Genomic DNA, 24,076 nt, shown 5'->3' on the forward strand with positions numbered 1-24,076 from the left:
AGCGCCACCACTACAACGTCATCCCGGCCGCAGCACCACCCCACCTCGTCATCCCGGCCGTAGCGCAGCGAAGAGCCGGGATCTCCCACGCCGGACCAACACCAAACGCCAGTACAACCACCCACGCCAGAGATCCCGGATAACCGCCACGCGGTTTCCGGGATGACGACGCATGGGACCTGGCTGTGAGGTAGTGCGGAAACCCGCAAACCGAACTACGGCCGAACCCGGTCCCCCGATCCGCGCCCCAGCACCGTCAGCACCAGATACCGGAAGTACGCCCGGACCGTCAGGGCATCCAGCATCTGCCGGTCCACCTCGGCCAGCTCGCGCGGCGTGGACATATCGATCCCGCGAATCTGTGCCAGCCCGGTAATCCCCGGCCGCGCATCCAGCACGCCGCGCGCCGCCCTCTCCTGCAGCAGCTCTTCCTGGTTGAACAGCCCCGGCCGCGGCCCCACCAGGCTCATCTCGCCCTTCAGCACATTCCACAACTGCGGCAGCTCATCCAGCTTTGTCTTCCGCAGAAAGCGCCCCAGGGGCGTCACCGCCGAGGCCTCGGCCAGATGCGTCGCCACCGATGCCGTATCCGGTCGCATCGTGCGGAACTTCACCAGCACAAAAGGTCGCTGATAGCGCCCCACCCGCTCCTGCCGAAACAACGGCGAACGCGACTCCATCCAGCCCAGCACCCACAACACCAGCAACACCGGCGCCGCCACCACCAGCCCCAACACCGACAACACCACATCCAGAACCCGTATCAAAACACTCTCACATCTATTCCTACATGTAGGCGCCCAGCTCCCTGGGCGATCACCACGCTAACCCATACCCCATCAGCCAGCGGCTGGCCACCTATGCCAAACGCCACTCCCGTAGGAGCCGCCTCGGCGGCGAAGCCCCCGCCAAAGCCAGAAAACCACCAACCACCCCGTCATCCCGGCCGCAGCGCCGCCCCAAATCGTCATCCCGGCCGCAGCGCAGCGAAGAGCCGGGATGACAGCAGGACCGTAAGCCAGCAGCTTAGGGTGCTCGAAGCCCCAGCAAGGGCATTCCCGGTACATCCCGTATTCACGGAACGATTGGCCAGGCGACACACTCGAACATATAATCCCACTTATATGCTTAGCAGGAGGAACGTATGGGCCAAATCACCATCTACCTCGACAATGACCACGAACAGCGCCTCAAGCGCGCAGCTCAATCGGCCGGCATCCCCGTCAGCCGCTTCGTCGCACGGCTGGTAGAAGAAAACACCCGAACCGAGTGGCCCCACTCCGTCCGCACCCTGGCCGGTCAATGGAATGACTTCCCCACGGTCGAGGAACTGCGCGACACGCCCCCGGACAGCCCCCGCGAAGCGCTGTGAAATACGCCCTGGACACCAACACCCTGATCTATTTCTTCAAGGGTCAGGGCAAGGTCGCCGAAAACCTGCTGGCCACAGCACCCTCCGACGTCCTCGTTCCCGCCATTGTGGTGTACGAGCTCGAAACCGGCATCGCCAAGTCCAGCGAGCCCGAAAAACGCCAAAAGCAGCTGGCCGAGCTACTCGATGTCGTCACCGTCCTCCCGTTTGACCGACCCACCGCCAGCCATGCCGCCCGCATACGCGCCCACCTCGAGCAACAGGGCACACCCATCGGCCCCATGGACACACTGATCGCCGCCACCGCCCTGGCCCACAACGCGAGCCTCGTCACCCACAACGTGGCCGAGTTCCAACGGGTCCCCAGTCTCCCACTCACCGACTGGTTCACCTGACCCGCAAGCCCCTCCCGGCCATCCCGACCACACCCCACTACAACCCGTCATCGCGAGGAGCAAAGCGACGAAGCGATCTCCAAAGCCAACCCCCGCAGCCGATCCATCATCGGCGGCCGCAGCGCCACCACTACAACGTCACCCCGGCCGCAGCGCAGCGAAGAGCCGGCATCGCGCACGGATGGGATTCCACAGCCACTGTGCTATCGCTGGACGGTGGAGATCCCGGATAACGGCTTCGCCGTTTCCGGGATGACCCGGGAGGTTAATCCTGCGGGGCGACGGAGCAGGCCGTCTCCGCGGTAACCCCTTGCCGTCATCCCGGCCGCAGCACCACCCCACACCGTCATCCTAGCCGTAGCGCCGCCCCACCCCGTCATCCCGGCTGCAGCGCCGCCCCACCCCGTCATCCCGGCCGTAGCGCAGCGAAGAGCCGGGATCTCCCACGTCGGGACCACACCAAACGGCAGAGTCACCACCCACGCCAAAGATCCCGTATAACCGCTCCGCAGTTTCCGGGATAACGGCCAACAACAAAATCCTCTCCGCCCCAGTGTCGCATCTACTAAGGAGACGCCAATCGCCCATGAATGCGAACGTGCACATTCAAAGACATCTCTCTAGACTGGGATGCATGAGCCATCGCACCGAAATCGATCGCATTCGTGCAGTGTTGCGACACCATCACGAGCTGGAGCTAGCCATTCTGTTCGGGTCCCTGGCGAGCGGAAAAATGCATCCACATAGCGATGTCGACCTCGCCGTCAGCGCGGGAGCGCCGCTTCCAGCCACCACGCGCATCGCGCTCATCGAAGAAATTGCCTCCACCACCGGGCGTCCCGTGGACCTCGTGGACCTCACCCAGGCCGGCGAACCCTTACTGGGCGAGATCGTCACACGCGGCATCCGCCTGATCGGACAAGACGAGGCCCACGCGCGCGTCCTCACACGCCACTTGCTCGACCAGGCCGATTTTTCCCCCTACCGCGACCGCATTCTGGCCGAACGGAGACAAGCGTGGATCGCCGGGTAATCGAACAAAAGCTCGAAACGCTGCGCTATTGCGTCCAGCGGGTCGCGCAACGTTGCCCGGACACCCCCAACGAACTCCAGCAAGACCCGGACACACAGGACATCATTGCCCTGAACCTGTCCCGTGCGGTGCAACAATGTGTCGACATTGGAGCCCATCTCGTGACCGCGCTCGAACTACCCCCTCCGGACACCATGGGCGAGACATTCGACCGTCTCGCGGAAGGCGGCATCATTGAAGCGAGCCTGGCCGACCGGCTCAAGAAGGCCGTCGGGTTTCGCAACATCGCTGTCCACAACTACGAGCGTATCAACTGGGGGATCGTCCACGCCGTGTGCTCGCGCCACCTCGACGACTTCCGGACCTTTGCACGCACAGTCAACGAACGCCTCTGACGCGCCCCCCCTTCGACCGGGTACAACCATCGATTTGCACGATCCGCCCCCCGTAGGAGCCGCCTCGGCGGCGAAGCCCCCGCCAAAGCCGGAAAAGCCCCAAACCACCCCGTCAACGCGAGGAGCCAAGCGACGCGGCGATCTCCAAGGGCTATCCCAAAGGCCATCCCATCACCCGGCCGCAGCGCCACCGCCCCCGCCATCCCGGCCGCAGCGCCGCCCCACCTCGTCATCCCGTCCGCAGCGCACCGGAGAGCCGGGGTCTCCCGCGCCGGCATTACGCGCCGACCGTGCCGCACCTCAGCGCCCCGATCCCGGATACCCGCAACACGGTTTCCAGAATGATGGCCTGACTCAGATCCCCGTAGGAGCCGCCTCGGCCGCGAAGCCCCCGCCAAAGCCCGAAAACCACCAAAGCACCACGGAACCTAACCCCGTACCCGATCCCCGGAACCCTTCCCCGTCACCGTCAAAACCAAATACCGGAAATAGCCCGCCAGCGTCAGTGACCCAATCATCTTCGCATCCACCTCGGCCAGCCTCTCGGGGTCCGACATATCGATCCCGTTCACCTGCGCCAGCCCGGTGATGCCGGGGCGCACCGCAAACACCCCGCGTGCCTCGCGCGCCGCGATCAACTCCACCTGACTCACCAGACAGGGACGCGGCCCCACCAGGCTCATCTCGCCCTTCAGGACATTCCACAACTGCGGCAGCTCATCCAGCTTCGTCTTGCGCAGAAAGCGCCCCAGTGGCGTTATCGAAGAGACCTCGGCCAGATGCGTCGCCACCGACGCCGTATCCGGCCGCATCGTGCGAAATTTCACCAGCACAAACGGCCGCTGATAGCGCCCCACGCGCTCCTGCCGAAACACCGGCGACCGCGACTCCATCCAGCCCAGCACCCACAACACCAGCAACACCGGCGCCGCCACCACCAGCCCCAAAACCGACAACACTACATCCAGAACCCGTATCAAAACGCCTCCCCTCTATACCAACCTGACCAACCTGTAGGAGCCCAGCCCCTGGGCGATAAGGGCTCAACCAACGCCCCAATCGCCGAGAGGGCTCGGCTCCTACACGGCCCAGAATCACTGTAGATGCATAGTCCCATGCCCCCGTAGGAGCCGCCTCGGCGGCGAAGCCCCCGCGCCAAAGCCCCCATCGCCGGGAGGCTCGTCTCCGACAGGCCCAGAGCCACTGCAGCCACATGCCACCCCGCGTAGGAGCCGCCTCGGCGGCGAAGCCCCCGCCAAAGCCCAAAAACCACCAACCCTCTCCCCCTTGACGGGCGGCTCCAGACCCCCTCACGTCATCGCGAGGAGCGACGCGGCGATCGCCATGGGCACCCCCAACGGTAGCCTCATCCCCGTCGGCATGTGCCCAACCGGCCGCGAAGCCTCCTGACCGTATACCGACGCGCGCAGGCACTTCGCGGCGAGCCGGCTTCTCGTGGCTTGCCTAGAAGCGTATTTTGTGTACAGCTTATGTGTACACATTGGATCCTGGAGCAACATGAAAGAGTTCAACGTCCGCGACGCCCGAGAACAGCTCTCCAGCATCCTCAACGAGGTGGAGCGAGGCGAGGAAGTCTGCATCCTGCGCCGGGGGCGGCCCGTCGCGCGCGTCGTGCGGCCCGCAGGGGAGCCCCCGGGGTTTCGTTCCCGTGCAGACTTGCGGCAGAGCGTGCCGCCCATGCGGGAGGCGTCCGTCGATACGGTTCGCACCCTGCGGGATACCGAACGCTACTGATGTTCTACGCAGACACCAGTGCAGTCCTGCCGTTTTACCGCAGCGAACCCGCCAGTGACACCATCGAACAGCTCTTGCTCGCGCAGCGCCAGCCGCCCGTCATCAGTGAGCTGGTGCGTGTCGAGTTTGCTTCGGCACTGGCCCGGTGGGTCCACATGGGCGAATTGGACGAGCCCCAGGCCAACCGGATCGAGTCGGCCTTTCACGAAGACGTTCGTGAGGGGCGTTTTCGCCTCGTTTCGCTGGACCCAAGTACCTTTGACCGAGCCATGCACTGGCTGCTCACGCGCCGCACAAGCCTGAGGACGCTGGACGCCCTGCACCTGGCGTGCGCCGAGGCGTGCGAGGCCCCTTTACTAACCCTCGATCAGGCACTCCTGGCATCAGCAGAATTCCTCGGCGTCGCTACATTCTCCGATCTCGCGCCCCTGTAGGAGGCCAGCCCCCTGGCCGATTGGATGTTGGACAGGCCCCATCGGCCAGAGGGCTGGCCTCCTACACCCAAGGCTACCCCCCGTAGGAGCGGCCTTGGCCGCGAAGCCCCCGCCAAAGCCCGAAAACCACCAATCCTAACGACGCAACGGCCCCACCGCCCGCCGCAACCCCTCATCCAGCGAAACCGGCGGCGTCCACGCAAGCACCTCCCGCGCCTTCGAAGCATCCACCTGCAACGAGCCCAGCAACCGCCGCGCCATCTCCCCCTTGCCCAGCGCCGACGCCCCGGCCCGCAACATCCAAACCGGCACCGGCACCAACCGCGCCGGCCGCTCCAGCGCATCGCCCACCTTGCGCAACAACCCGGCCGTGGACACGTCCTCCCCATCCGCCACCAGGAAGGTTTCCCCCGCCGCGGCAGGATGCTCCAGACACGTCACCATCAGATCCACCAGATTATCCAGCGCCACCAGACTGCGCCGATTCTCTGTGACCGCACCCAGCGGCAACGGAACACCCTTGTCCACCCACCGCAACAGGCTGCCGAAGTTCCCCGGCGCCCCTGGCCCGTACACCAGCGGCGGCCGAATCACCACAACCTCCATCCCTGACTTTGCCGCTAGGTCCCAAAGCCCCACCTCTGCCTCGTACTTGGAAACCGCATACGGCTCCTGCGGCACCGGCGCATCCCGCTCCGTAAACGGCCGCCGGGACACGTTCCCGTTCACCCCCACCGAACTCACAAACAAAAAGCGGCGGACCCCGGAGTCCGCCGCTTGTCGCGCCAATCGCAATGTCCCTTCCACATTCACCCGCCTGAACGCCTCCATCGGATCCGCCTCGGGCTCATCCAGCACATGCGCCCGCGCCGCCAGGTGCACCACCGCCTCCAGCCCCCCGGGCAAGCCGACCTCCCCCCCGAACGCCTCCAGGGGCCCCAACGCCCATTCCTCTCCAAACAGGCCACGACGCTCCCGAACTCCAGCCACCGGCACCCAGCCCGAACCGTTCCCGGCCAACCGCGCCATGACGCCCCTGCCCACAAACCCCGAAGCTCCCGTCACCAACACACGCCGCATTCACTCCTCCAGCCCCGCAAGCTGCCACCAAACGCCGGAACGCCCACCGTAGGAGCCCAGCCCCTGGGCGATCAGGCCCCGTCCAACGCCCCATCGCCGAGAGGCTCGGCTCCTACAGATCCGGGGCAACCGCACGGTGTAGGAACCCAGCCCCCTGGGCGATAGCCGCCTGAACAACACCCCGGCCTCAATCACCCACCCACCGGATGCAACCACCCCAACCGCCGCGCCACCCGCGGAAGCTGATTCCGCACAGCAGCCCGTCCCGTCTGATGGGCCAGACAATACGCCGACCGCACCCGCGACAGACCCTCCAGCTCCCGATACACCCGCCAGGTGTATCCCGCCGTCGTCAGCTTGTTGGACGAAACCGACCCCGACCGAACCGTATACCGCGCCAACGGCTCATTCAGCCCGTACGCAAACTCCACCTGCTTCAACAGACGCAGCCACAACCCGTAATCCTGCCGACGGTCAATCAGCGGCATCTCCACTTTGCCGAAAAACCGGGTGTCGTACATGGCCGTGGAGCAACCGATGTAGTTCGTCTTCAGCAGTTCCTCGTACCCGACTCGCTCCGGTACACCCGCCACAGCCAGCCGGTTACCCTGCTCGTCGAAACGCTCCATCGCCGTAAAGCTGAACACCGCGCCCTGCTCCATCAACGCGACCTGCCGCGCCAGCTTCTCCGGCGCCCAGGCGTCGTCACTATCCAGAAACGCGATATACCGCCCCCGCGCCTCCCGAATGCCCGCATTCCGTGCTACGGCCGGCCCGGCATTGCGCTCCAGACGCAACACCCGAACCCGCGCATCACCCGCCGCCAGCGCTTCCACCCGCACCACCGAGTCATCGGTGGAAGCATCGTCCACCACCAGCAGCTCCCAGGCCGCCAGCGACTGCCCCAGCACCGAACGCACGCCCGCCTCAACCCGATCCGCCGCGTTGTGCAACGGCATCACCACAGAAACCAGCGGCGTGGCCGAATCGGACATATCGATTTCCCGTCCATGAACAAAAGGGGACAGCCCCCTATATCCACCTTTATCCACTACACAACCTCGCCAACCCTTTCCCAGCCCAGGACCCGCACATCCTTCCGCTGGTGCTCGCCCTCGCCCCCGTAAATCAACGTCGGAGAACGGGCCATGTCACCGGCCAGCACGGTCCAGCGCTCCAGCCCGGTGAAGAAATCCCGGTTCAATGTCTGCCCAGACTTGATCTCCACCGGCACCAGGCCACCCGCCCACTCGATCAGCAGGTCGACCTCATTGCCATTGCTGTCCCGCCAGAAGTGGAAAAGCGGCGGCTCGCCGCGATTGAGAAAGGCCTTGCGCAACTCCGAAATCACGTACGTCTCGAACACCTGCCCGCGCAACGGATGCACCACAAGCTGTTCCGGCGTCTGAACCCCAAGCAACCAGCACAACAACCCGGTGTCGTGGAAATACAGCTTCGGCGACTTGATCAGCCGCTTGTTGAAATTCGCGTGATGCGGCCGCAGAAGAAACAGCACATAGCTGGCCTCCAGCACCGAGATCCATGCCTTGGCCGTGTTGTGGGTAATACCGCAATCGGCCGCAAGGGATGAGAGGTTCAGAACCTGACCACTGCGCCCGGCACACAGTCGAACGAAACGCTGAAAGGCGTCCAGATCCTGCACCTGCAGCAACTGGCGCACATCCCGCTCCACGTACGCCGTCACATACGCCGGAAACCACTGACGGGGAGAAACCGGGCGGTCATACAATGCCGGGTAACCACCGGTAAACATCATCGCATCCAGAGCCGATGGTGCCTGCCCGGCCCCCACCAACTCGGCATGACTCAAGGGCAGCAGCTCCACAAACGCCGAACGCCCGGCCAGAGACTGCGAAATCCCCGACATCAACCCGAACTGTTGCGACCCCGTGAGCAGAAACCGACCCATGCGACCGTCGCTGTCCACATAGGTCTGCAGATAGGAGAACAATTCGGGCGCCCGCTGAACCTCGTCCAGCACCGCCCCATCGGGGCACTGCGACAGAAACCCGCGCGGATCATCCAGCGCCAGCGCACGCACATCCGGATCTTCCAGGGAACGATACGGGCGGTCCGTCATGACCGCGCGTGCCAGCGTCGTCTTGCCGGACTGGCGCGGCCCCGTGACCGTGACGATGGGAAAGCCGCTCAACAGCTCCCGGACCAGTGTTTCGGCAGTGCGCGGTATCATGCGCGCACCCTACCGCCATTTATGCAGATTGTAAATTCGGATAACACTTTACATAGAAAAACGACCACGAACGGGGACAGATGCATTTTTCGGAATGAGCGGCTCCTTCCCCGTCAGTGTGCCGACACCCAGTTTTCCACCTGCAATCCCGGCACGCGATCGAACTCCCGCCCATTGTTGGTAACGAGGACGGCGTTGGTGGCGCGGGCATGCGCCGCGATAAGCAGATCGTTGGAGCCGATTGGCGTGCCAGCGCGTTCGAGTTCCGCGCGGATGTCGGCATAATGCTCGGCGGCTTCTTCCGGCCAGTCGCGGACCTTCGTGAACGCCAGAAAGCGTTCCAGTGCGGCCTCGCTGCGTTCGCGGTAATGCGAGCGCCGCACCCCGTACCGCAGTTCGGCCACCACCACGGCGGACAGCCCCACATCGCCCACCGGAACATGACGCAGCCGCTCATGCACCTCGGGTGGGCGGCGCTTCATGATGTAGATGCAGATGTTCGTGTCCAGCATGTAGCGCACGGCTCACAATGCCTCGCGGTCCTGCGCCACGTGATCCTCGATCGAATCGGGGAAGTCTTCGGGAAGGGTCTCGCCGGGACCCCGAAAATAATCATCCCAGGACCGGGGTTTGGCGCGCAGGATCAAGGCGTCGCCACTCTTTTCGATCACCACCTCGTCGGCATCAAAGGTAAAACCCTTCGGCAGCCGAACGGCCTGGCTGCGACCATTCCGGAACAGGCTCGCGATGCGTCGTTTCATGGCTTGGCCCACCTCGAAAAGGATATGCCATAAGCATATACGCGCGGGGAACAGGAGACAAACGGGCAAATTGGGGCAAATTGGGGACAGATTTATTTTCCCGTTCAGCTACATCAGGGTGGAATCCGCTCAACACGAAGGCCAGGGATCTTCTCGAAGTCGCCATCCCCCGTCACGAAGGCCCCTTTTTGATCGACCGTGAGCAGGCTCGCCGCCTGGATGGCATCGGGCGTGCGCAGTCCGTGATGGGCGCGCAGTTCCGTCGCCTTGTCCAGGACGGCCGTCTCCAGCGCGACGACCGACAGGCCTGGATCCTCGAAAAACGCATCCAGCCGTTCCAGCGCTCGAGCATTCGAGTCCCGTAGCGGCCGCACCCGGCATTCCAGACGACTCAAGGCAGAGACCACCAGCACAGGCGGTTCGCCCGCTTCACGCTCCAGCCCCCGGAGTACCTGACGAACGGCCTCCCGGGTGAGTGCGTCACCCTCCAGCAGGTAGATGACGGCACTGGCGTCGAGAAACGCCAGCATCAATCATTCCAGCCTTCGCGCTCCGCTTGGAGTTCACGATCCAGTTCCGAGCGACTTCGCGGCGTGGAGGCAGCCGAATCTTCTTCCAACAGCCGGCTCCACAGCCGCGTGCGGGCCTCCACACCGGCCGTCAACTGCTGGAAGGCTTCTTCGCTCAAGATCACGTAGCGTGGTCGATTACGCTGGATGACGTGCACCGGCCCTTTTTTCAACGCCTGATCGACTGCACTGATGCCACGTCGCTTGATTTCCTGCGCCGAGATAACGGTTTCCATCAGCCGCTCCAGTACGGATTTCAGTACCTAGAATAGCACTGGATACAACAGAAACCAGGGACACATTTATTTTCTCACCCCCGGCGTGATGACGGGCGGCCGGGACGGCGGCGCTCGACGCGTACACCGATGATCTGCTCCACCTCGTCCACGAAGCGCGGGTTGCCGGTGAGCTGGCCGCGCTGGAGGGCCTCGCGCATCAGCTTCAGCTCCTGCTCCGGCACGCCCCGTTCCACGAACCGGGCGTATCGAGCTCGCCGCTTGGCCTCGTGGTCTGCCAGGGCCAGGTACGCCGGATCCGGATCGATCCAGCAGTCCTCCTCGCCCATGCGCTGGCGGTAGCTGGACCAGGCGTAGTCACCGGCCGCTGGCACCATGCGCGCCCGCACCGGGTTCAGCTCGATGTAGCGCGTGCAGGCGAGCAGATAAGTCTCCGTCTGCACCGGGCTGGACTTGTAGCGCCCCTCCCACAACGTACCGGAGCGGCCCTCCAGCCGATTCCGATACCGCGTGGCACGCGCCGCCAGCGCCTTCATCAGACGGCCCATCGCGGCCACCTCTTCGCCCGGCCCCAGCAACAGGTGAACATGGTTGGTCATCAGGCAATACGCATACACCCGAATCTCCAGCGCACTACTTAGCTCCCGCAGATCCTCCAGGTACCGCTCGTAATCCTCGGCCCCGGCAAACACCACCTGCCGGTTATGTCCCCGCTGCACCACATGGTGCGGCATATGCGGCAACACCACTCGCGCCATCCTTGGCATGCCTTCCCTCCCTGGTCACTCGTCCCGACCGCCGCATCCGTGCAGCGGAAAATAAATCTGTCCCCGTTTTGCTCAGGTGAACATGGTTGGTCATCAGGCAGTACGCATACACCCGAATCTCCAGCGCACTACTTAGCTCCCGCAGATCCTCCAGGTACCGCTCATAATCCTCGGGCCCGGCAAACACCACCTGCCGGTTATGTCCCCGCTGCACCACATGGTGCGGCACATGCGGCACCCCCACTCGCGCCATCCTTGGCATGCCTTCCCTCCCTGGTCACTCGTCCCGACCGCCGCATCCGTGCAGCGGAAAATAAATCTGTCCCCGTTTTGGTGCAACCAACTCCAGCAAGATCCGGACACACAGGACATCATCGCCCTGAACCTGTCCCGTGCGGTGCAACAATGTGTCGACATTGGAGCCCATCTCGTGACCGCGCTCGAACTACCCCCTCCGGACACCATGGGCGAGACGTTCGACCGTCTCGCGGAAGGCGGCATCATTGAAGCGAGCCTGGCCGACCGGCTCAAGAAGGCCGTCGGCTTTCGCAACATCGCAGTCCATAACTACGAGCGCATCAACTGGGAGATCGTTCACGCCGTGTGCTCACGCCACCTCGACGACTTCCGGACCTTTGCACGCACAGTCAACGAGCGCCTCTAACGCGTCACCCTTCAACCAGGTGCAACCATCGATGCGCACGAGCAGCCCCCCGTAGGAGCCGCCTCGGCGGCGAAGCCCCCGCCAAAGCCAGAACACACCACCAACCCTACCGCCGCAACGGCCCAACAGCCCGCCTCAACCCCTCATCCAGCGAAACCGGCGGCACCCACCCCAGCACCTCCCGCGCCTTCGAAGCATCCACCTGCAACGACCCCAACAACCGCCGCGCCATCTCCCGCTTGCCTAGCACCGCCGCCCCGGCCCGCAATACCGACACCGGCACCGGCACCAACCGCGCCGGCCGCTCCAGCGCATCCCCCACCTTGCGCAACAACCCGGCCGTGGACACATCCTCCCCATCCGCCACCAGGAAGGTCTCCCCCGCCGCAGCCGGATGGTCCAGACACGTCACAATCAAATCCACCAGGTTATCCAGCGCCACCAGACTGCGCCGATTCTGCGTCACCGCACCCAGCGGCAACGGCACACCCTTGTGCACCCAGCGCAGCAAGCTGCCGAAATTCCCTGGCGCCCCCGCGCCATAAACCAACGGCGGCCGGATCACCACCACCTCCATTCCTGTCTCCGCCGCCAGTTTCCAAAGCCCCTGTTCCGCTTCGTACTTGGAGACCGCATATGGCTCCTGCGGCGCCGGCACATCGCGCTCCGTAAACGGCCGTTCCGAGGCGTTCCCATTCACCCCCACCGAGCTCACAAACAAAAAGCGGCGGACCCCAGAGTCCGCCGCTTGCCGCGCCAACCGCAATGTCCCTTCCACATTCACCCGCCTGAACGCCTCCAGCGGATCCGCCTCCGGCTCATCCAGCACATGCGCCCGCGCTGCCAGGTGCACCACCGCATCCAGGCCCCCGGGCAAGCCGACCTCCGCTCTGAATGTCTCCAGGGGCCCCAACGCCCATTCCTCGCCAAACAAGCCACTACACCGCCGAACTCCAGCCACCGGCATCCAGCCCGAATCATCATCCGCGAGACGACCGACCAGACCCTTCCCGACAAAACCGGACGCCCCCGTCACCAGCACCCGGCCCATCAACACCCCCACATCACCGTCAACGCACACCCCTCATGCGAAACACAAGGCACCGTTGGCGCGGGCTCGCCCGCGAAGCCCCTGCCAAACTCCGAAAGCCACCTGGTCACGCTCTCAGCTCGCCAGACGAAACCGCCCCCGCGCCATAGCGCCCCTAACCACACCCACGCCCAAGATCACCCACCGACCGGATGCAGCCACCCCAGCCGCCGCGCCGCCCGCGGCAGATGGTTTCGCACAGCAGCACGCCCCGTCTGATGGGCCAGGCAATACGCCGACCGCACCCGCGACAAACCCTCCAGCTCCCGATACACCCGCCAGGTGTACCCCGCCGTCGTTAGCTTGTTGGAAGAAACCGAACCCGACCGAACCGTATACCGCACCAACGGCTCATTCAGCCCGTACGCAAACTCCACCCGTTTCAGCAGCCGAAGCCAAAGCCCATAGTCTTGTCGCCGATCGATCAGCGGCATCTCCACCTTGCCGAAAAACCGGGTGTCGTACATGGCCGTGGAGCAGCCAATGTAGTTCGTCTTCAGCAGTTCCTCGTACCCGACCCGCTCTGGCACCCCGGCCACAGCCAACCGATTACCCTGCTCATCGAACCGCTCCATCGCCGTAAAGCTGAACACCGCGCCGCGCTCCATCAGCGCCACCTGCCGCGCCAGCTTCTCCGGCGCCCAGGCATCGTCACTGTCCAGAAACGCGATATACCGCCCCCGCGCCTCGCGAATACCCGCATTCCGCGCCACCGCCGGCCCGGCATTGCGTTCCAGGCGCAACACCCGAATCCGCGTATCATCGGCCGCAAGCGCCTCCACCCGAGCCACCGAGTCATCCGTGGAAGCGTCGTCCACCACCAGCAGCTCCCAGTCCAACAGGCTCTGTGCCTGCACCGAACGCACGCCTTCCTCGACCCGATCCGCCGCGTTGTACAGCGGCGTCACCACTGATATTCGCGCCGCGACCCTCTCGTTCTCGTCGCTCACCAATTCAGTTCCGTGCTTTTCAAAATACGGCTGCCCCATTCCCTCTGCTGCCAAGGCGACGCGCGCTAGCCCGTTTCTGCGGGCGTTCTAGATAAGGACTGAAAACTTCAGACCCTGAAGGTGATGCATCGACCATCCCACCCCTCACATTGCTGAACAGGTTGAGCACCACGCAGAGGAACACGTTGCCACCGGCCTAACATGCTCCGGTTGATACCGAGCCGTCACACCACCTCCGTGCAGCCGCACCCTCGGCTCTCCACCATCGCAAGGGCGTTGGCCTTGAACCCCTCGCTGTACCGGGCTCGCCTCCGTTTGCTCATCGTCACCTCCACTTGCCGATAGTGTGGCTTAACTGGCGTGTCCGCTGTCATTCGACCACTTTCCCCGAAGAGGCTGTTACAGAAAGCCCCGTTCCATGTGACCCACCTCGTGACCGACAACGGCAGGGAGTTCACCAGCCGCTTTGCAGCGACCGGAGAGCGCGAGCCAACGGAGCATCACGACTTCGAGCCACTGTGTGCCAAGTACGAGATCGAGCACCGCCTGATCCGTCCCTAGCGGTCGCAGACCAACGGCAGGGTCGAACGCTTCAACGGACACCGCCGACCTGCTGGGTACCCAGGACTTCGACTCAGGCCACCTCTTGGGCAAAGCGCATCGGGCCTACCAGCGTCTGTACAACCATCACATCGGCCGGAAGGCTGGGCCACCGCACCCCAGTGGGAACCCTCAAGGCCTGACAGCATGAACGCCAGGATTCGTTCCTAAAACGCAGATATGACCAAGGAGACCTGACAACTAGAGCCTCGCATCGGCTGCACCTCGAGGAAGCAGGTACTTCAAATCGTACAGCACATGCGGATCGCGGCCGAACGCGCGTATGCCCTGCTCGCCCAGGTCGCGGAACTCGCGGTGGGCCACCGCCAGCACGATCGCGTCGTAGGCACCGGCTTCCGGCTGCGCCACGGGGGCCACGTCCAGCTCGTGCTCGGCGTCAGCCGGGTTCACCCAGGGGTCAAACGCATCCACCGCCAGCCCGTAGCTCTCCAGCTCCCGCACCACGTCCACCGCCCGACTGTTGCGCAGATCCGGGGTGTTCTCCTTGAACGTCAGCCCCATCACCAGCACGCGCCCGCCCTGCACGCGCGTGCCTTTGTGCATCATCGCCTTGAGCAGCTCGCCGGCCACATACGCGCCCATGCCGTCGTTCAGACGACGTCCGGCCAAGATGATCTCCGGATGATGTCCGACCTGCTGCGCCTTGTGCGTCAGATAATACGGATCCACCCCGATGCAGTGCCCCCCCACCAGCCCCGGCCGAAACGGAAGAAAGTTCCACTTGGACCCGGCGGCCTGTAGCACTTCCTCGGTATCGATTCCCAACCGATTGAACAACACGGCCAACTCGTTGATCAGCGCAATGTTCACATCGCGTTGGGTATTCTCGATCACCTTGGCCGCCTCCGCCACGCGGATGCTGCTGGCCCTGTGAGTGCCCGCTGTCACCACCTCGCGATAGAGCGCGTCCACGCGCTCCGCCGCCTCCGGCGTGGAACCGGCGGTCACCTTGACGATGGAGCTCAGCCGATGCTCGCGATCCCCAGGATTGATGCGCTCTGGGCTGTAGCCGACAAAAAAGTCCTCGTTGAAGCGCAGCCCGGAGACCTTCTCCAGCACCGGCACGCAGTCCTCCTCCGTCGCCCCGGGATACACGGTGGACTCGTATACCACCAGATCCCCCCGCGACAGCGCCTGCCCCACCGTGCGGCTGGCCGTCAGCAGCGGACCCAAGTCCGGTCGCCGGTGGCTATCGATCGGCGTAGGCACGGTAACGATAAACACGTTGCACTCCCCCAGCGCCGCCGTATCGTCCGTCACCCTCAATTGCACCGCCGCCGCGAGCTCCGCGTCCGTCACCTCCAGGGTGTCGTCATGCCCCGCGCGCAGCGCAGCCACCCGAGCCGCATTCACGTCGAACCCCACCACCGGCCGGTTCGCCCCAAAGGCCACCGCCAGCGGCAGCCCCACGTAACCCAGGCCGATTACTGCGACGCGGTCTTTCGTCATGTCCATCCCCTGCGCTTCCTCTCATCCATGTCAATTTTTTTGCTAGCTGAATCGGAAGCACACGCCTCAGGCCGCGTCCGTGCTCGGTCACAAATCCAGTTATCTTCTCATAGACAGCGCGACGGCGGCCGCCCGAAAAGGCAGCATCAACTGCAGCCGCCGTCTACCCAGTCCCGTTAAGCGGGTCCCAGACCCCATCGCCCTAGAGCGACAAGACCCTCAGCTAGAAGTCCGTCCATACCGTAGCCCCTATCGTGACCGTAAGCATGTGTCCAGCACCCAGTCGCGCCGGAAAACCCCGCAGAATAAATGAAAATGGGCTCCGACCCGACACAATGCTTCGCAGCCGTCGTTCACCGACTGCTGATGATCCGCGCCGCCTCTTTGGCACCATTCTCGAAGTGAAACCCCTCCCGTTCTTCCCGCTTCCTCAGCTCCTCACCGGTCAAACGCTCGACAAGTCCCGAGAACTTATCCCTGCCAAATTCGGCAATCACCTCGAAGCGCCCGGCTTTCGCTACGGATTCAACGCGTTTCAACTGATCGTCCGAGCCCGTCGACAAATTGGGCACGAAAATCGTGGGTACGTCATAGACAACCGACTCGCAAACCGAGTTATACCCGCCGGCCACCACGGCGAGGTCGAAGGCATTCATGAATCGGCTGGTAGGAAAGTCGACAATCTCCCGGTCTGCCCCCGTTCCGCCCGAAGACTCCCCAAGCGAGATTGGCGATTTGGCAACGACAACCTCAAACCCGGACTCTTGCAACACCTCCACCACCGTTTTCTGCAAATCCTCGATGTCGTTGATGTTCCCAGCACCGAGCTGCACGAATGCAACCTTTCTTTTGGGATCGAGCGCCAGTGCTTCCCGCGCTTCTGATCGGGTGAGTATTTCTGCCGGCTCCAGCAGGTAGATCGGATTGACGTCATGCAAACGACCGTCCTCCAGAGCTCGACCCGATTGAGGTCCTGCCCTGTCGGTGCCAGATATCTCACCAGGGGAGACCACACTATCGAATAACCGTAGCTGCTCTGCGAGCCGGTCGGTATCCACTGAACTCTTGTACAACCCACGCTTGATCCAACAGAAGGACATTTTTCCCTTGTAGGACGCAATGACCTTCTGCAATCCCGTGTACGGGTAGCTGCCGTCAAAGATCAGTTTGCCGGGACGATAGATCGACATCACCTCCTCGATCGTGTTCGCAAACAGTCGGTTCCATTCGTAAGGACCCACGTCTGCGCCCGCCAGCGCTGCGGGCGTCACGTGGTGACACGAAAATCCGAACCGATGCACGATGGGCAGAGCGATACTCGTCGTCAGAAATACGATCTCTGCTTCCGGCTCCTGCTTCTTCAAGGCCGAGGCAACGGAGAGACACCGATTCAAGTGCCCAAGCCCCACGCCATTGATCGGCATGAACAGATACACACCCTTCCTGCCAACGTACTTGCGCGCCTTCGTTGGGGCGATCACCCGCCAAATCGAGAGGAGTGTCAACACGACTAACCTTTTGGCCGCCCGTGGCAAGGGCAACCTACGCCACATATCTCGCAATGTCATTCTTTAACCTGGAAATCTCTTTCTCAATGTCCGGGCCTGGCGACGGAGCATAATACTCTATCGACTCCCTCCAACCTGGACCCATATAAGCACCCAACCAGAATCGCCCCCGAATATCAGTCAGTGAAACCTCGGGAACCAAACGATTACCAACAAATCCGTAATAATCTTTATCCACCTCATCAAGTCTGAAAAGGTTATAAACCCGGTTTCCCGAACGGAGAATCTCGACGACGATTGACGAGTTACCCACCACAGCAACGTGCGGGGTGTCAGGCACCTCGTCAACCACATCAACGCCCGACAACTTCGGTAGGTTATCTATTCCAGTTCTCGGATGAGGTTTGATGAAAATCCCACCAACAGAAGGATTGGACCTGAGCGCCTGGACCGTTTCCCGCACGCCATGCCGATCAACAATCGACGTCAGGTATACCCCAACAAGAACCGGCTCATCAATCTCTTGATCAAGAGCAGCGTAATCAACGAGTTTAGGGTCACGGGGAATTACATAAACTTTCCCACGAATTTTTCCGATTGAACGATAAACATCCAGAGAATGAATATTCCGAAGAATATTGTGATCAAATCTCAGAGCCGGGAAGGCATGGCTAACTTCGGCATGCTGCAGGTACACGGTTGGCACACGAAAAAACTGCATGACGGAAAAAAACGCCACGGCAGTAACCGAGTGGTCGTTGGCAACAACCGCCAGCCGGGGAAGCCGGTTCACGTCCTGCTCGAAGTACATCAGCATCCGAACAAAGGTTTTCAAGAACAGGACCAAATGGGTGACCGTGCCCGCATTTGCCTCAAGCCTATAGGAAAAGGCCACCGTGGCGAGAAGCAAAATCTTCTTGAGCCCTTCGAGCACCGGACTAGTAGTTAACGGAGCCCGTTCAAAAAATGCGAGATTATTTTCCCGAGAATACAAGAAAAGAGGGGCCCCATCGGCAACTACATCCGAGAAAAAGTAAAACTCCCGCTCGTTGTTCCACGAACCTCCAAAATACAACACTTGACCAACGGAATGCTGATACGAGCCGGGGCTGGTGTTTAAAACCTTCTCAACCAACCGGGCACGCATACTCTTTCGACTCAATTTCTCAAAAGTCATTCCGTGTCTAGTTTTCAGATCCCTAATCTGGTAATCGGAAAACTCGCCCCTGTTGATAACCTCAAAGATCTGCGAAAGACCAACAACAGCGGAACGAGTGAGACGAAACAGTTTTAACAACCCAAACGTGCCCATCAAGGACATCATTTGAAACGCGGTTTTTAGCGGCGATCGGAACATATATAAGTGCGACTTAAACACTAATTAAGCCCGGCAGGTTGATGGCCCGATCCATGCATGAGATGTTCGAGACGTGCCCTCGCCTCGCTAACCGTCAAATAAACACAGTCACGCCTGGGGGCGGTGAAATCGATCCACGATGGAGCAATTATCCTCGAATTCAGCGTCAGATGATCCACTTCAGACCGCCCCCCCTTGGTCCGGAGGTAATAATTCTCCGGCGAATACCCAAGCAACCATACAGGAACACCTAAAGCAGCCGCCAACTCGACCGGGAGTGAACTGATCCCGATCACTACGTCCAAATCTTTAATCCGCTCCGACAAACCGTCAAAATCATTAAATAAGTTTACGTCTTCAATTAGGCGAACTCCATGAGACCGACAACACTCTGCCTCTTCGCCTGTGATCTCATGTTGCAACGACCAAAACTCGACACCATCCACATCAAAAATCGAAGAAAGCTCTTCGATGGCCAAATACATAAAACGGCGCCCTCCGCTAGCCAAATGACTTCGCCAAAGGAGGCCAACTTTAAACTTGGCCTCGGGAAGGTGCGGACGTGTTGACTCCCGCCCAAATCGCTCGAGATACCCACCCGTTTCCGGGCGACCAAGATTACCGATGAAATGATTAAAGAACAGATTCTGTCCAAAGGTCACGTGATCAAAACGATCAAACGATTCAAAAACCTCCCTCGTCAAGTAATTATGCAGCTTCAACCCTAGCCCGGACATCCTCTCGCCTTTATTTACACTATTCACCACGCCGCTCCGAGCTCGAGGCACTGGAACGAACTGTATCGACGGGAACGCCCTTTGAAAGATATTTAAAAGTCGGGGGTCACAAGTTGCAGACACACGATCATAGCGTTTCTCCAACAACCCGTAGAACTGTGCGGCCCGAACTTCGTCACCCACACCATCATCAGCGATCACAAACAGGGAACCACCTTCAGGCAGCGGGTCATAGTTAAGAAACCTAGCGCCCAATTTCCGCTTCAATAGTTTCCAATGCGGTTGATGACGTTTTTGAAAATAGCCCTTCTGATACTCCCCGGCCATCAGATCGCAAATAACCGACTCCGAAACAGAGTTACCTTTCGCGCGGGAAGGCCCAGGCCGACCATAACCAGCCGCACCAAAACCAATCTCCCCACGAATGCGAGCCATTTCGCTAACCGATTGCCCATTCCGGGGCAAGCAAAACCGCAACCCAAGGGCCGCATGGGTATTCGCCGGATTTTCCTTTAAAACATTCGCGAAAAGATAATATGCCGATTGATAATCGTCATCCAAAAGTCGATCAAACCCCGAAACAACCTGTGCACTTAGCACCGTATTGGGCAGCGCGGCACTACTTATGAGCGCATTCGCATCATCCAACAAATCCAAACCAATAAGGACATACAGAAACGCGTCCTTCTCGTATATTGATTTATTATCAAACGCGCCTTGATGGTGCTCAGAACATTGGCGCGTCACTTCTCGAAAAAACTCACCCATGCTCCCGCATTCATGCGCACGTCTGAGAATATTTAAGTCATCTCGCCACTTGAAACGCAATTCGGCGACGCCAACCCGGTTCTCAACCAAAAACTCCGGGAAATACTTCATCGCGAGCCTGAACCAATCAAGATCTCGCACAACCTTCTCGCGTGAGCAGGTGCGCGCGAACTCGCTGAGTTGTCGAACATTACCCTCAGACCTAAGATGGGCGAAAACCCTAAACAAAAAGCTCGGCGATCTTCGTTCGAGACCGGTTAGATCGAGATAGTCTTCCAGCAAAACGATTTCATGCGCATCAGCCAAGGTCCGATAAATCGAGAACTTCACATATTCGTCATCTTTAAAGCCATGCGCGGGGCATCTGCACGAATAAAACGACTTCAGAATCTCGATCTTCTGTTCACGCGGAAGACCAGACGCTACAATTCTGTCGATAAGCGCCACTTTTTCAGTGGGAGTCAGCTCCTTAACCGCATGATCCGATATCACCCTTTCCAGAACACGATCCGCATTAACACCTTGTGAACCACTTATTAGTGCCTGCACAATAAAAAGTTGCTCTCTGAGCTCCAGTCTGCGGGGATCGATCCCGGCACCCACTCGCGCAGCAGTCGCAAAATTTTTCAGACGGAAGAGGTGCCAAAAAATTTGGTAACGAAAGTTCGCCGAGACGCCTTCGGACAAATAGCTTCCCAGTAGCTTGACGTCCAAGGCACGGTCGTTGAAATCCAAGGCTGGACCGAAGGCTGCTGTGCTGCCCTTCTTGAGCTTTCGCCTTATCGCTTTGTTGCAAGAGCGCAGCCTCGAGAACATAAAAAACCTTTGCGAAACACATGTGAAGTATATTTTTAGGCCCACGTCCCAGTCTCGCAGAGCTGTCAGCGACACGGGCAATGCCCCCCCTACCCGGGATAACTGCACCTTGCCCGACGACGGGTGCCTAAAATAAGCTCGCGGCCCGTAGCGCTTTGCCTCACCGCGGGATCCAACGCAGACCGGCCGGCTCGTTTTCAGCCAGCCTGCAACAGGACACGCTCCTTAAGCTTGACAAAAACAGCGGCTTAGGTTCGTTCCACTTGCGAACCTTTTCAGGCGAAGTAAATATTTACGCCAAGCCGCCGAGGCCAGGCATCAAACACCCCGACCTCACCGAACACTCGATTAAACCGAGCCATCGGTCCCTTCAACCCCTTCTATGATCCTATCCGCAGCCAAGGACATGTGAGGGTCTCCTGACCTGAGAAACTCCTCCATTCGATCCGTGTACCAAACGGGCGCCCCAATACCGTCATTGCTGACAGGGCGACGCGCATAACGATTCGGGATAGCCACGTCGTGCGTGCCCATGTAATGAAGCAGAGCCATCGCCTTTTTCCTCAGGTCAACCCCAGGTTCCCGAAATTCTGCTGTGGCAAGCCGACATTCATAATCATCACGATCTTTCGGGTAATTTAGGCGCACCGGATAGTCATGACGCCCAAAATGACTGCACATCACCACGGGCACTCCCAAGCCGGTCAATTCCAAACATGCCGTGCCATTCCAAAGAGCCGCAAGATCTAGATATGGAACCAAATCAATCGTATTGAACTGCGAATGATCGAGAAAGACCACATTTTCCGGAATATCCTCCGGCACAATATCCTCTAGTTTTTCGGTAAGTTCCAGCGCTATCTCAGGGCGCAACTCGTGAGGGTGAGGCTTAATCAACAGCAGAAGATCCGGATTTTCACGAGCGACTTCGACCGAATGATGTAGCCAATCCCTCATGTCACGGTGGGCTGGGCCACCATCATACGGTACTGCCAAATCGCAGAGTATTTTTCCGAAACAGCAGGCGATGCGCCGCCCTTCGCGCCGCGCTTCCTCCAGCCGCGTTATGATGGGCGCCGCTGCGATCTCACCCGTTCGGCCGTTTCTATTTTTTCGTACCAATTCGGAAAATCTTTCGGCCACCTCCGCGCTATCCCTGTTTTCTTCGTACCACTTCTCAAATCGTTGAGGAAGGGCTAGGAATGGCGCTCGACACGTAGGATAGAGCGACATATCTACCACTGCCATCGAACCCGACTCTTTGCTACCAAGGTTTGAGTAGTAGTTTTCGTAAGCCACATTAGCGACCACGAAGCGAAGGTTCGGATGGCAACGCCGCAGAACGAAGTCTCGGAATACTGAAAAAGGGGCGATATGGGCGTTACTCCCGAGAAGGACGACCGGCTCGGTCACACTTTCTGCCGCGCTTTCGATACGTTTACAAACGCGGATCATGAAGTCGCATTGACGCAATATTTTGTCGAAAGTAGAAGCAAAGGGCTCCTCGTCGATTGAGATACTTGCGCGCCTATAAGTAACGCTCAGACTTTCGTAAATTCCTTGGTAGACGTTTACACCCTCAGCCGCAACGACGCAATTATCCCAATCTATTTCCCAATCCAGAACCACATCACCGTCTTCTTTTCTAGACTCTATACAATTAAATAGGCTTTTTATCTTGCGATGCGCCGTGCTTGGCGGATCCTGATCCAAAATCCCTTTCATTAGGGATCCCGTGACAAACCCACGTCTTTTTAACTCCAATAATGCAGGCGTGACCATTGCTAGCGTATTTAGGCAACCCAAGGATGCCATCAGAACGTAGCCCGACGGTTGAGCGGGCTGGGAAACACGCTTTAGGAAGAACGAGGTCTCTTCGAGAAAACGTAGCTGGTTTATGGCATGTTGATCCGCTACCCGCTTACGGATGGGGGAATTTCTTGAGGCTGCCTCCTCCACAAGTTCTCTTGCCCCTGTGAAATCCCCGCCACTCCATCGATGGGAAATCAGTTCTTTCCGCGCAACCGCTGAACGCGTGGACTTGCGTTGAAGGTAACGGGTCGCGCGTTCTTTATCCAAGCCGTGAACTGCTAATCGCGTTTCAAGGTTTTCAATAGCCCATTCACGTAGGCTCGGCCTAACTCGCTCGAGCAGTTCACGGCCAACATCTGTTCGTCCGATTACAATGAGCCGGTCAAGGACCGGTGGAAACAGCGTACTTACGCGCAATCTGTTCTGACCAAGATAGTTATCCACCGGACGCAAGTTCAACTCTTCGTTCACGGCGGCGATCAGTTTTTCTGAGTCCGACAGAACTGTCGCCTCTATCATTCCGACAAAGGACCTTTCCAGGCCGAGATCAAGAAGGCGCGCTTTGAGTGCAGCAAGGCCGTAATGTTGTGCATTAAGTCGGGGCGAAACATCCAACTCGACACGGACAGGTTTTTTCCCTAACCCGTTGACTGCTCTAAACAAAGTATCGATTCCCCCCGGAGGGGAATCAAAGAGACGTTCTACGCGTGCAAACTCCAGGTTATCAGCCAACGCGGAAATATAAGTGAGATATGCTCGGCAATGTTGTGCTTCGGAACGGATGTGGTTGAAGTTGACAACTGGGAGTGGACCATGCACGCGGCCATTGAGGCTTCGCAGAGAAAATGCCAGGACTTCGAGGTAATGAATGAAGTGCCGTCCTGGAAGACGATGGTAGTTTTTATCTAGCCAATCGGAAAAATACTCCGCGGCGATCTTCAGGTCGTCGTACTGGACAGCTTCGCGATAAAATAAGACTACATATTCGAAAGTGGCGGCTTGATGGCGCGGCGGCGTTTTTCCAATAAGCCGTGGTACAGCCTCATGAACATCCTGGCCCTGAAGTCCGTTTTCTATGTCCTGCTCATGCAGGAGGCACTCCGCTTGATCCCCATTTATTGCAACATCTCTGAGTTTTTTTATACTTGGAATTTTTACAGCCAAACGTGCTAACGGATAGAGAAACCCGCGATACCGTTGATATACAGGCCTAAATGAACGGACCCCTTCAAGGAGCTGAATGCGAAAATACATAAAACAGTTTACCTAAAGCAGAAAGACAAACCGATAGCCAC

24 protein-coding genes and 2 pseudogenes are annotated in these 24,076 nt (G+C 60.0%); 8 read left to right on the forward strand and 18 right to left on the reverse strand.

Features of this window, described 5'->3' with window-relative positions:
* Positions 1 to 215 precede the first annotated feature (215 nt).
* Positions 216 to 767, reverse strand: coding sequence for a sugar transferase (locus D575_RS0110695; RefSeq protein WP_081612129.1), 552 nt, complete (start codon positions 765 to 767; stop codon positions 216 to 218).
* Between the two features lie 377 nt (positions 768 to 1,144).
* Between D575_RS0110695 and D575_RS0110700 the strand changes: the two genes are divergently transcribed.
* The 4 genes from D575_RS0110700 (at position 1,145) to D575_RS0110715 (ending at position 3,195) form a co-directional block, all read left to right on the forward strand.
* Complete coding sequence (locus D575_RS0110700) at positions 1,145 to 1,372, forward strand: hypothetical protein (RefSeq protein WP_018145908.1); 228 nt, start codon at positions 1,145 to 1,147, stop codon at positions 1,370 to 1,372.
* A complete protein-coding gene (locus D575_RS0110705) occupies positions 1,369 to 1,767 on the forward strand; it encodes a type II toxin-antitoxin system VapC family toxin (RefSeq protein WP_018145909.1) in 399 nt (132 codons plus the stop codon). Before D575_RS0110700 ends, D575_RS0110705 begins: the two co-directional genes overlap by 4 nt.
* A 634-nt stretch (positions 1,768 to 2,401) precedes the next feature.
* Positions 2,402 to 2,800 carry a nucleotidyltransferase domain-containing protein gene (locus D575_RS0110710; protein WP_026182127.1) on the forward strand — a complete coding sequence of 133 codons (399 nt, stop codon included), beginning with the start codon at positions 2,402 to 2,404 and terminating at the stop codon, positions 2,798 to 2,800.
* Positions 2,785 to 3,195: a DUF86 domain-containing protein gene (locus D575_RS0110715; protein WP_018145911.1), complete on the forward strand. Its 411-nt coding sequence runs from the start codon at positions 2,785 to 2,787 to the stop codon at positions 3,193 to 3,195. The genes D575_RS0110710 and D575_RS0110715 overlap by 16 nt, the downstream gene beginning before the upstream one ends.
* A 428-nt stretch (positions 3,196 to 3,623) precedes the next feature.
* Here the strand turns inward: D575_RS0110715 and D575_RS0110725 are convergent, their stop codons facing one another.
* Positions 3,624 to 4,175, reverse strand: a complete 552-nt coding sequence (locus tag D575_RS0110725) for a sugar transferase (RefSeq protein WP_026182128.1) — start codon at positions 4,173 to 4,175, stop codon at positions 3,624 to 3,626.
* 538 nt (positions 4,176 to 4,713) lie between these two features.
* On the opposite strand from D575_RS0110725, the gene D575_RS0110735 reads away from it, so the two are divergent.
* Together D575_RS0110735 and D575_RS0110740 are read left to right on the forward strand one after the other, a co-directional pair.
* Positions 4,714 to 4,950, forward strand: coding sequence for a type II toxin-antitoxin system Phd/YefM family antitoxin (locus D575_RS0110735; RefSeq protein ID WP_018145914.1), 237 nt, complete (start codon positions 4,714 to 4,716; stop codon positions 4,948 to 4,950).
* Positions 4,950 to 5,384, forward strand: coding sequence for a type II toxin-antitoxin system VapC family toxin (locus D575_RS0110740; RefSeq protein ID WP_018145915.1), 435 nt, complete (start codon positions 4,950 to 4,952; stop codon positions 5,382 to 5,384). The genes D575_RS0110735 and D575_RS0110740 overlap by 1 nt, the downstream gene beginning before the upstream one ends.
* A 135-nt stretch (positions 5,385 to 5,519) precedes the next feature.
* Here D575_RS0110740 and D575_RS0110745 read toward each other — a convergent pair whose 3' ends face one another.
* From D575_RS0110745 to D575_RS14690, 9 genes and pseudogenes are all read right to left on the reverse strand, one after another.
* A complete protein-coding gene (locus D575_RS0110745) occupies positions 5,520 to 6,464 on the reverse strand; it encodes an NAD-dependent epimerase/dehydratase family protein (RefSeq protein WP_018145916.1) in 945 nt (314 codons plus the stop codon).
* A gap of 191 nt (positions 6,465 to 6,655) precedes the next feature.
* Complete coding sequence (locus tag D575_RS0110750) at positions 6,656 to 7,423, reverse strand: glycosyltransferase (protein WP_026182129.1); 768 nt, start codon at positions 7,421 to 7,423, stop codon at positions 6,656 to 6,658.
* A 92-nt stretch (positions 7,424 to 7,515) separates the two neighbouring features.
* Positions 7,516 to 8,676 (reverse strand): ATP-binding protein, encoded by a 1,161-nt coding sequence (locus D575_RS0110755; RefSeq protein ID WP_018145918.1) that lies wholly within the window; start codon positions 8,674 to 8,676, stop codon positions 7,516 to 7,518.
* Between the two features lie 113 nt (positions 8,677 to 8,789).
* The gene (locus D575_RS0110760; protein ID WP_026182130.1) at positions 8,790 to 9,197 is read right to left on the reverse strand and encodes a type II toxin-antitoxin system VapC family toxin; all 408 of its coding nucleotides are present in this window, start codon (positions 9,195 to 9,197) and stop codon (positions 8,790 to 8,792) included.
* A 3-nt stretch (positions 9,198 to 9,200) separates the two neighbouring features.
* Complete coding sequence (locus D575_RS0110765; RefSeq protein WP_018145920.1) at positions 9,201 to 9,437, reverse strand: antitoxin; 237 nt, start codon at positions 9,435 to 9,437, stop codon at positions 9,201 to 9,203.
* A gap of 113 nt (positions 9,438 to 9,550) precedes the next feature.
* Positions 9,551 to 9,967, reverse strand: a complete 417-nt coding sequence (locus D575_RS0110770; protein ID WP_018145921.1) for a PIN domain-containing protein — start codon at positions 9,965 to 9,967, stop codon at positions 9,551 to 9,553.
* Positions 9,967 to 10,242, reverse strand: a complete 276-nt coding sequence (locus D575_RS0110775) for a type II toxin-antitoxin system Phd/YefM family antitoxin (RefSeq protein WP_018145922.1) — start codon at positions 10,240 to 10,242, stop codon at positions 9,967 to 9,969. The genes D575_RS0110770 and D575_RS0110775 overlap by 1 nt, the downstream gene beginning before the upstream one ends.
* Before the next feature lie 74 nt (positions 10,243 to 10,316).
* The gene (locus tag D575_RS0110780) at positions 10,317 to 11,009 is read right to left on the reverse strand and encodes a transposase (RefSeq protein ID WP_196799823.1); all 693 of its coding nucleotides are present in this window, start codon (positions 11,007 to 11,009) and stop codon (positions 10,317 to 10,319) included.
* A gap of 85 nt (positions 11,010 to 11,094) precedes the next feature.
* Positions 11,095 to 11,271 (reverse strand): annotated as a pseudogene (locus D575_RS14690) (transposase); the annotation flags it as partial.
* 72 nt (positions 11,272 to 11,343) lie between these two features.
* Between D575_RS14690 and D575_RS13675 the strand changes: the two are divergent.
* Positions 11,344 to 11,673, forward strand: a pseudogene (locus D575_RS13675) (DUF86 domain-containing protein); the annotation flags it as partial.
* Positions 11,674 to 11,779: 106 nt separating this feature from the next.
* Here D575_RS13675 and D575_RS0110790 read toward each other — a convergent pair.
* Together D575_RS0110790 and D575_RS0110795 are read right to left on the reverse strand one after the other, a co-directional pair.
* A complete protein-coding gene (locus D575_RS0110790; RefSeq protein WP_018145925.1) occupies positions 11,780 to 12,724 on the reverse strand; it encodes an SDR family oxidoreductase in 945 nt (314 codons plus the stop codon).
* A gap of 176 nt (positions 12,725 to 12,900) precedes the next feature.
* Entirely contained in the window at positions 12,901 to 13,674 is a 774-nt protein-coding gene (locus tag D575_RS0110795; RefSeq protein WP_018145926.1) for a glycosyltransferase, read from the reverse strand.
* A gap of 459 nt (positions 13,675 to 14,133) precedes the next feature.
* Here D575_RS0110795 and D575_RS14575 point away from each other — a divergent pair, with 459 nt between their 5' ends.
* Positions 14,134 to 14,274, forward strand: a complete 141-nt coding sequence (locus D575_RS14575) for a hypothetical protein (RefSeq protein ID WP_018145928.1) — start codon at positions 14,134 to 14,136, stop codon at positions 14,272 to 14,274.
* Between the two features lie 240 nt (positions 14,275 to 14,514).
* On the opposite strand, the gene tviB is transcribed toward D575_RS14575, so the two are convergent.
* From tviB to D575_RS14405, 5 genes are all read right to left on the reverse strand, one after another.
* Positions 14,515 to 15,789, reverse strand: a complete 1,275-nt coding sequence (tviB, locus tag D575_RS0110810; RefSeq protein WP_018145929.1) for a Vi polysaccharide biosynthesis UDP-N-acetylglucosamine C-6 dehydrogenase TviB — start codon at positions 15,787 to 15,789, stop codon at positions 14,515 to 14,517.
* Between the two features lie 347 nt (positions 15,790 to 16,136).
* On the reverse strand, positions 16,137 to 17,288 hold the full coding sequence (locus tag D575_RS0110815) for a glycosyltransferase (protein ID WP_196799825.1): 1,152 nt from the start codon (positions 17,286 to 17,288) through the stop codon (positions 16,137 to 16,139).
* A gap of 37 nt (positions 17,289 to 17,325) precedes the next feature.
* A complete protein-coding gene (locus D575_RS0110820; RefSeq protein WP_155985183.1) occupies positions 17,326 to 18,648 on the reverse strand; it encodes a hypothetical protein in 1,323 nt (440 codons plus the stop codon).
* A 20-nt stretch (positions 18,649 to 18,668) separates the two neighbouring features.
* On the reverse strand, positions 18,669 to 20,969 hold the full coding sequence (locus tag D575_RS14400; RefSeq protein ID WP_155985184.1) for a hypothetical protein: 2,301 nt from the start codon (positions 20,967 to 20,969) through the stop codon (positions 18,669 to 18,671).
* Positions 20,970 to 21,317: 348 nt separating this feature from the next.
* Positions 21,318 to 24,035 carry a hypothetical protein gene (locus D575_RS14405; RefSeq protein ID WP_155985185.1) on the reverse strand — a complete coding sequence of 906 codons (2,718 nt, stop codon included), beginning with the start codon at positions 24,033 to 24,035 and terminating at the stop codon, positions 21,318 to 21,320.
* Positions 24,036 to 24,076 lie beyond the last annotated feature (41 nt).

Source organism: Thioalkalivibrio sp. AKL6 (assembly GCF_000376905.1).
Classification (GTDB): domain Bacteria; phylum Pseudomonadota; class Gammaproteobacteria; order Ectothiorhodospirales; family Ectothiorhodospiraceae; genus Thioalkalivibrio; species Thioalkalivibrio versutus.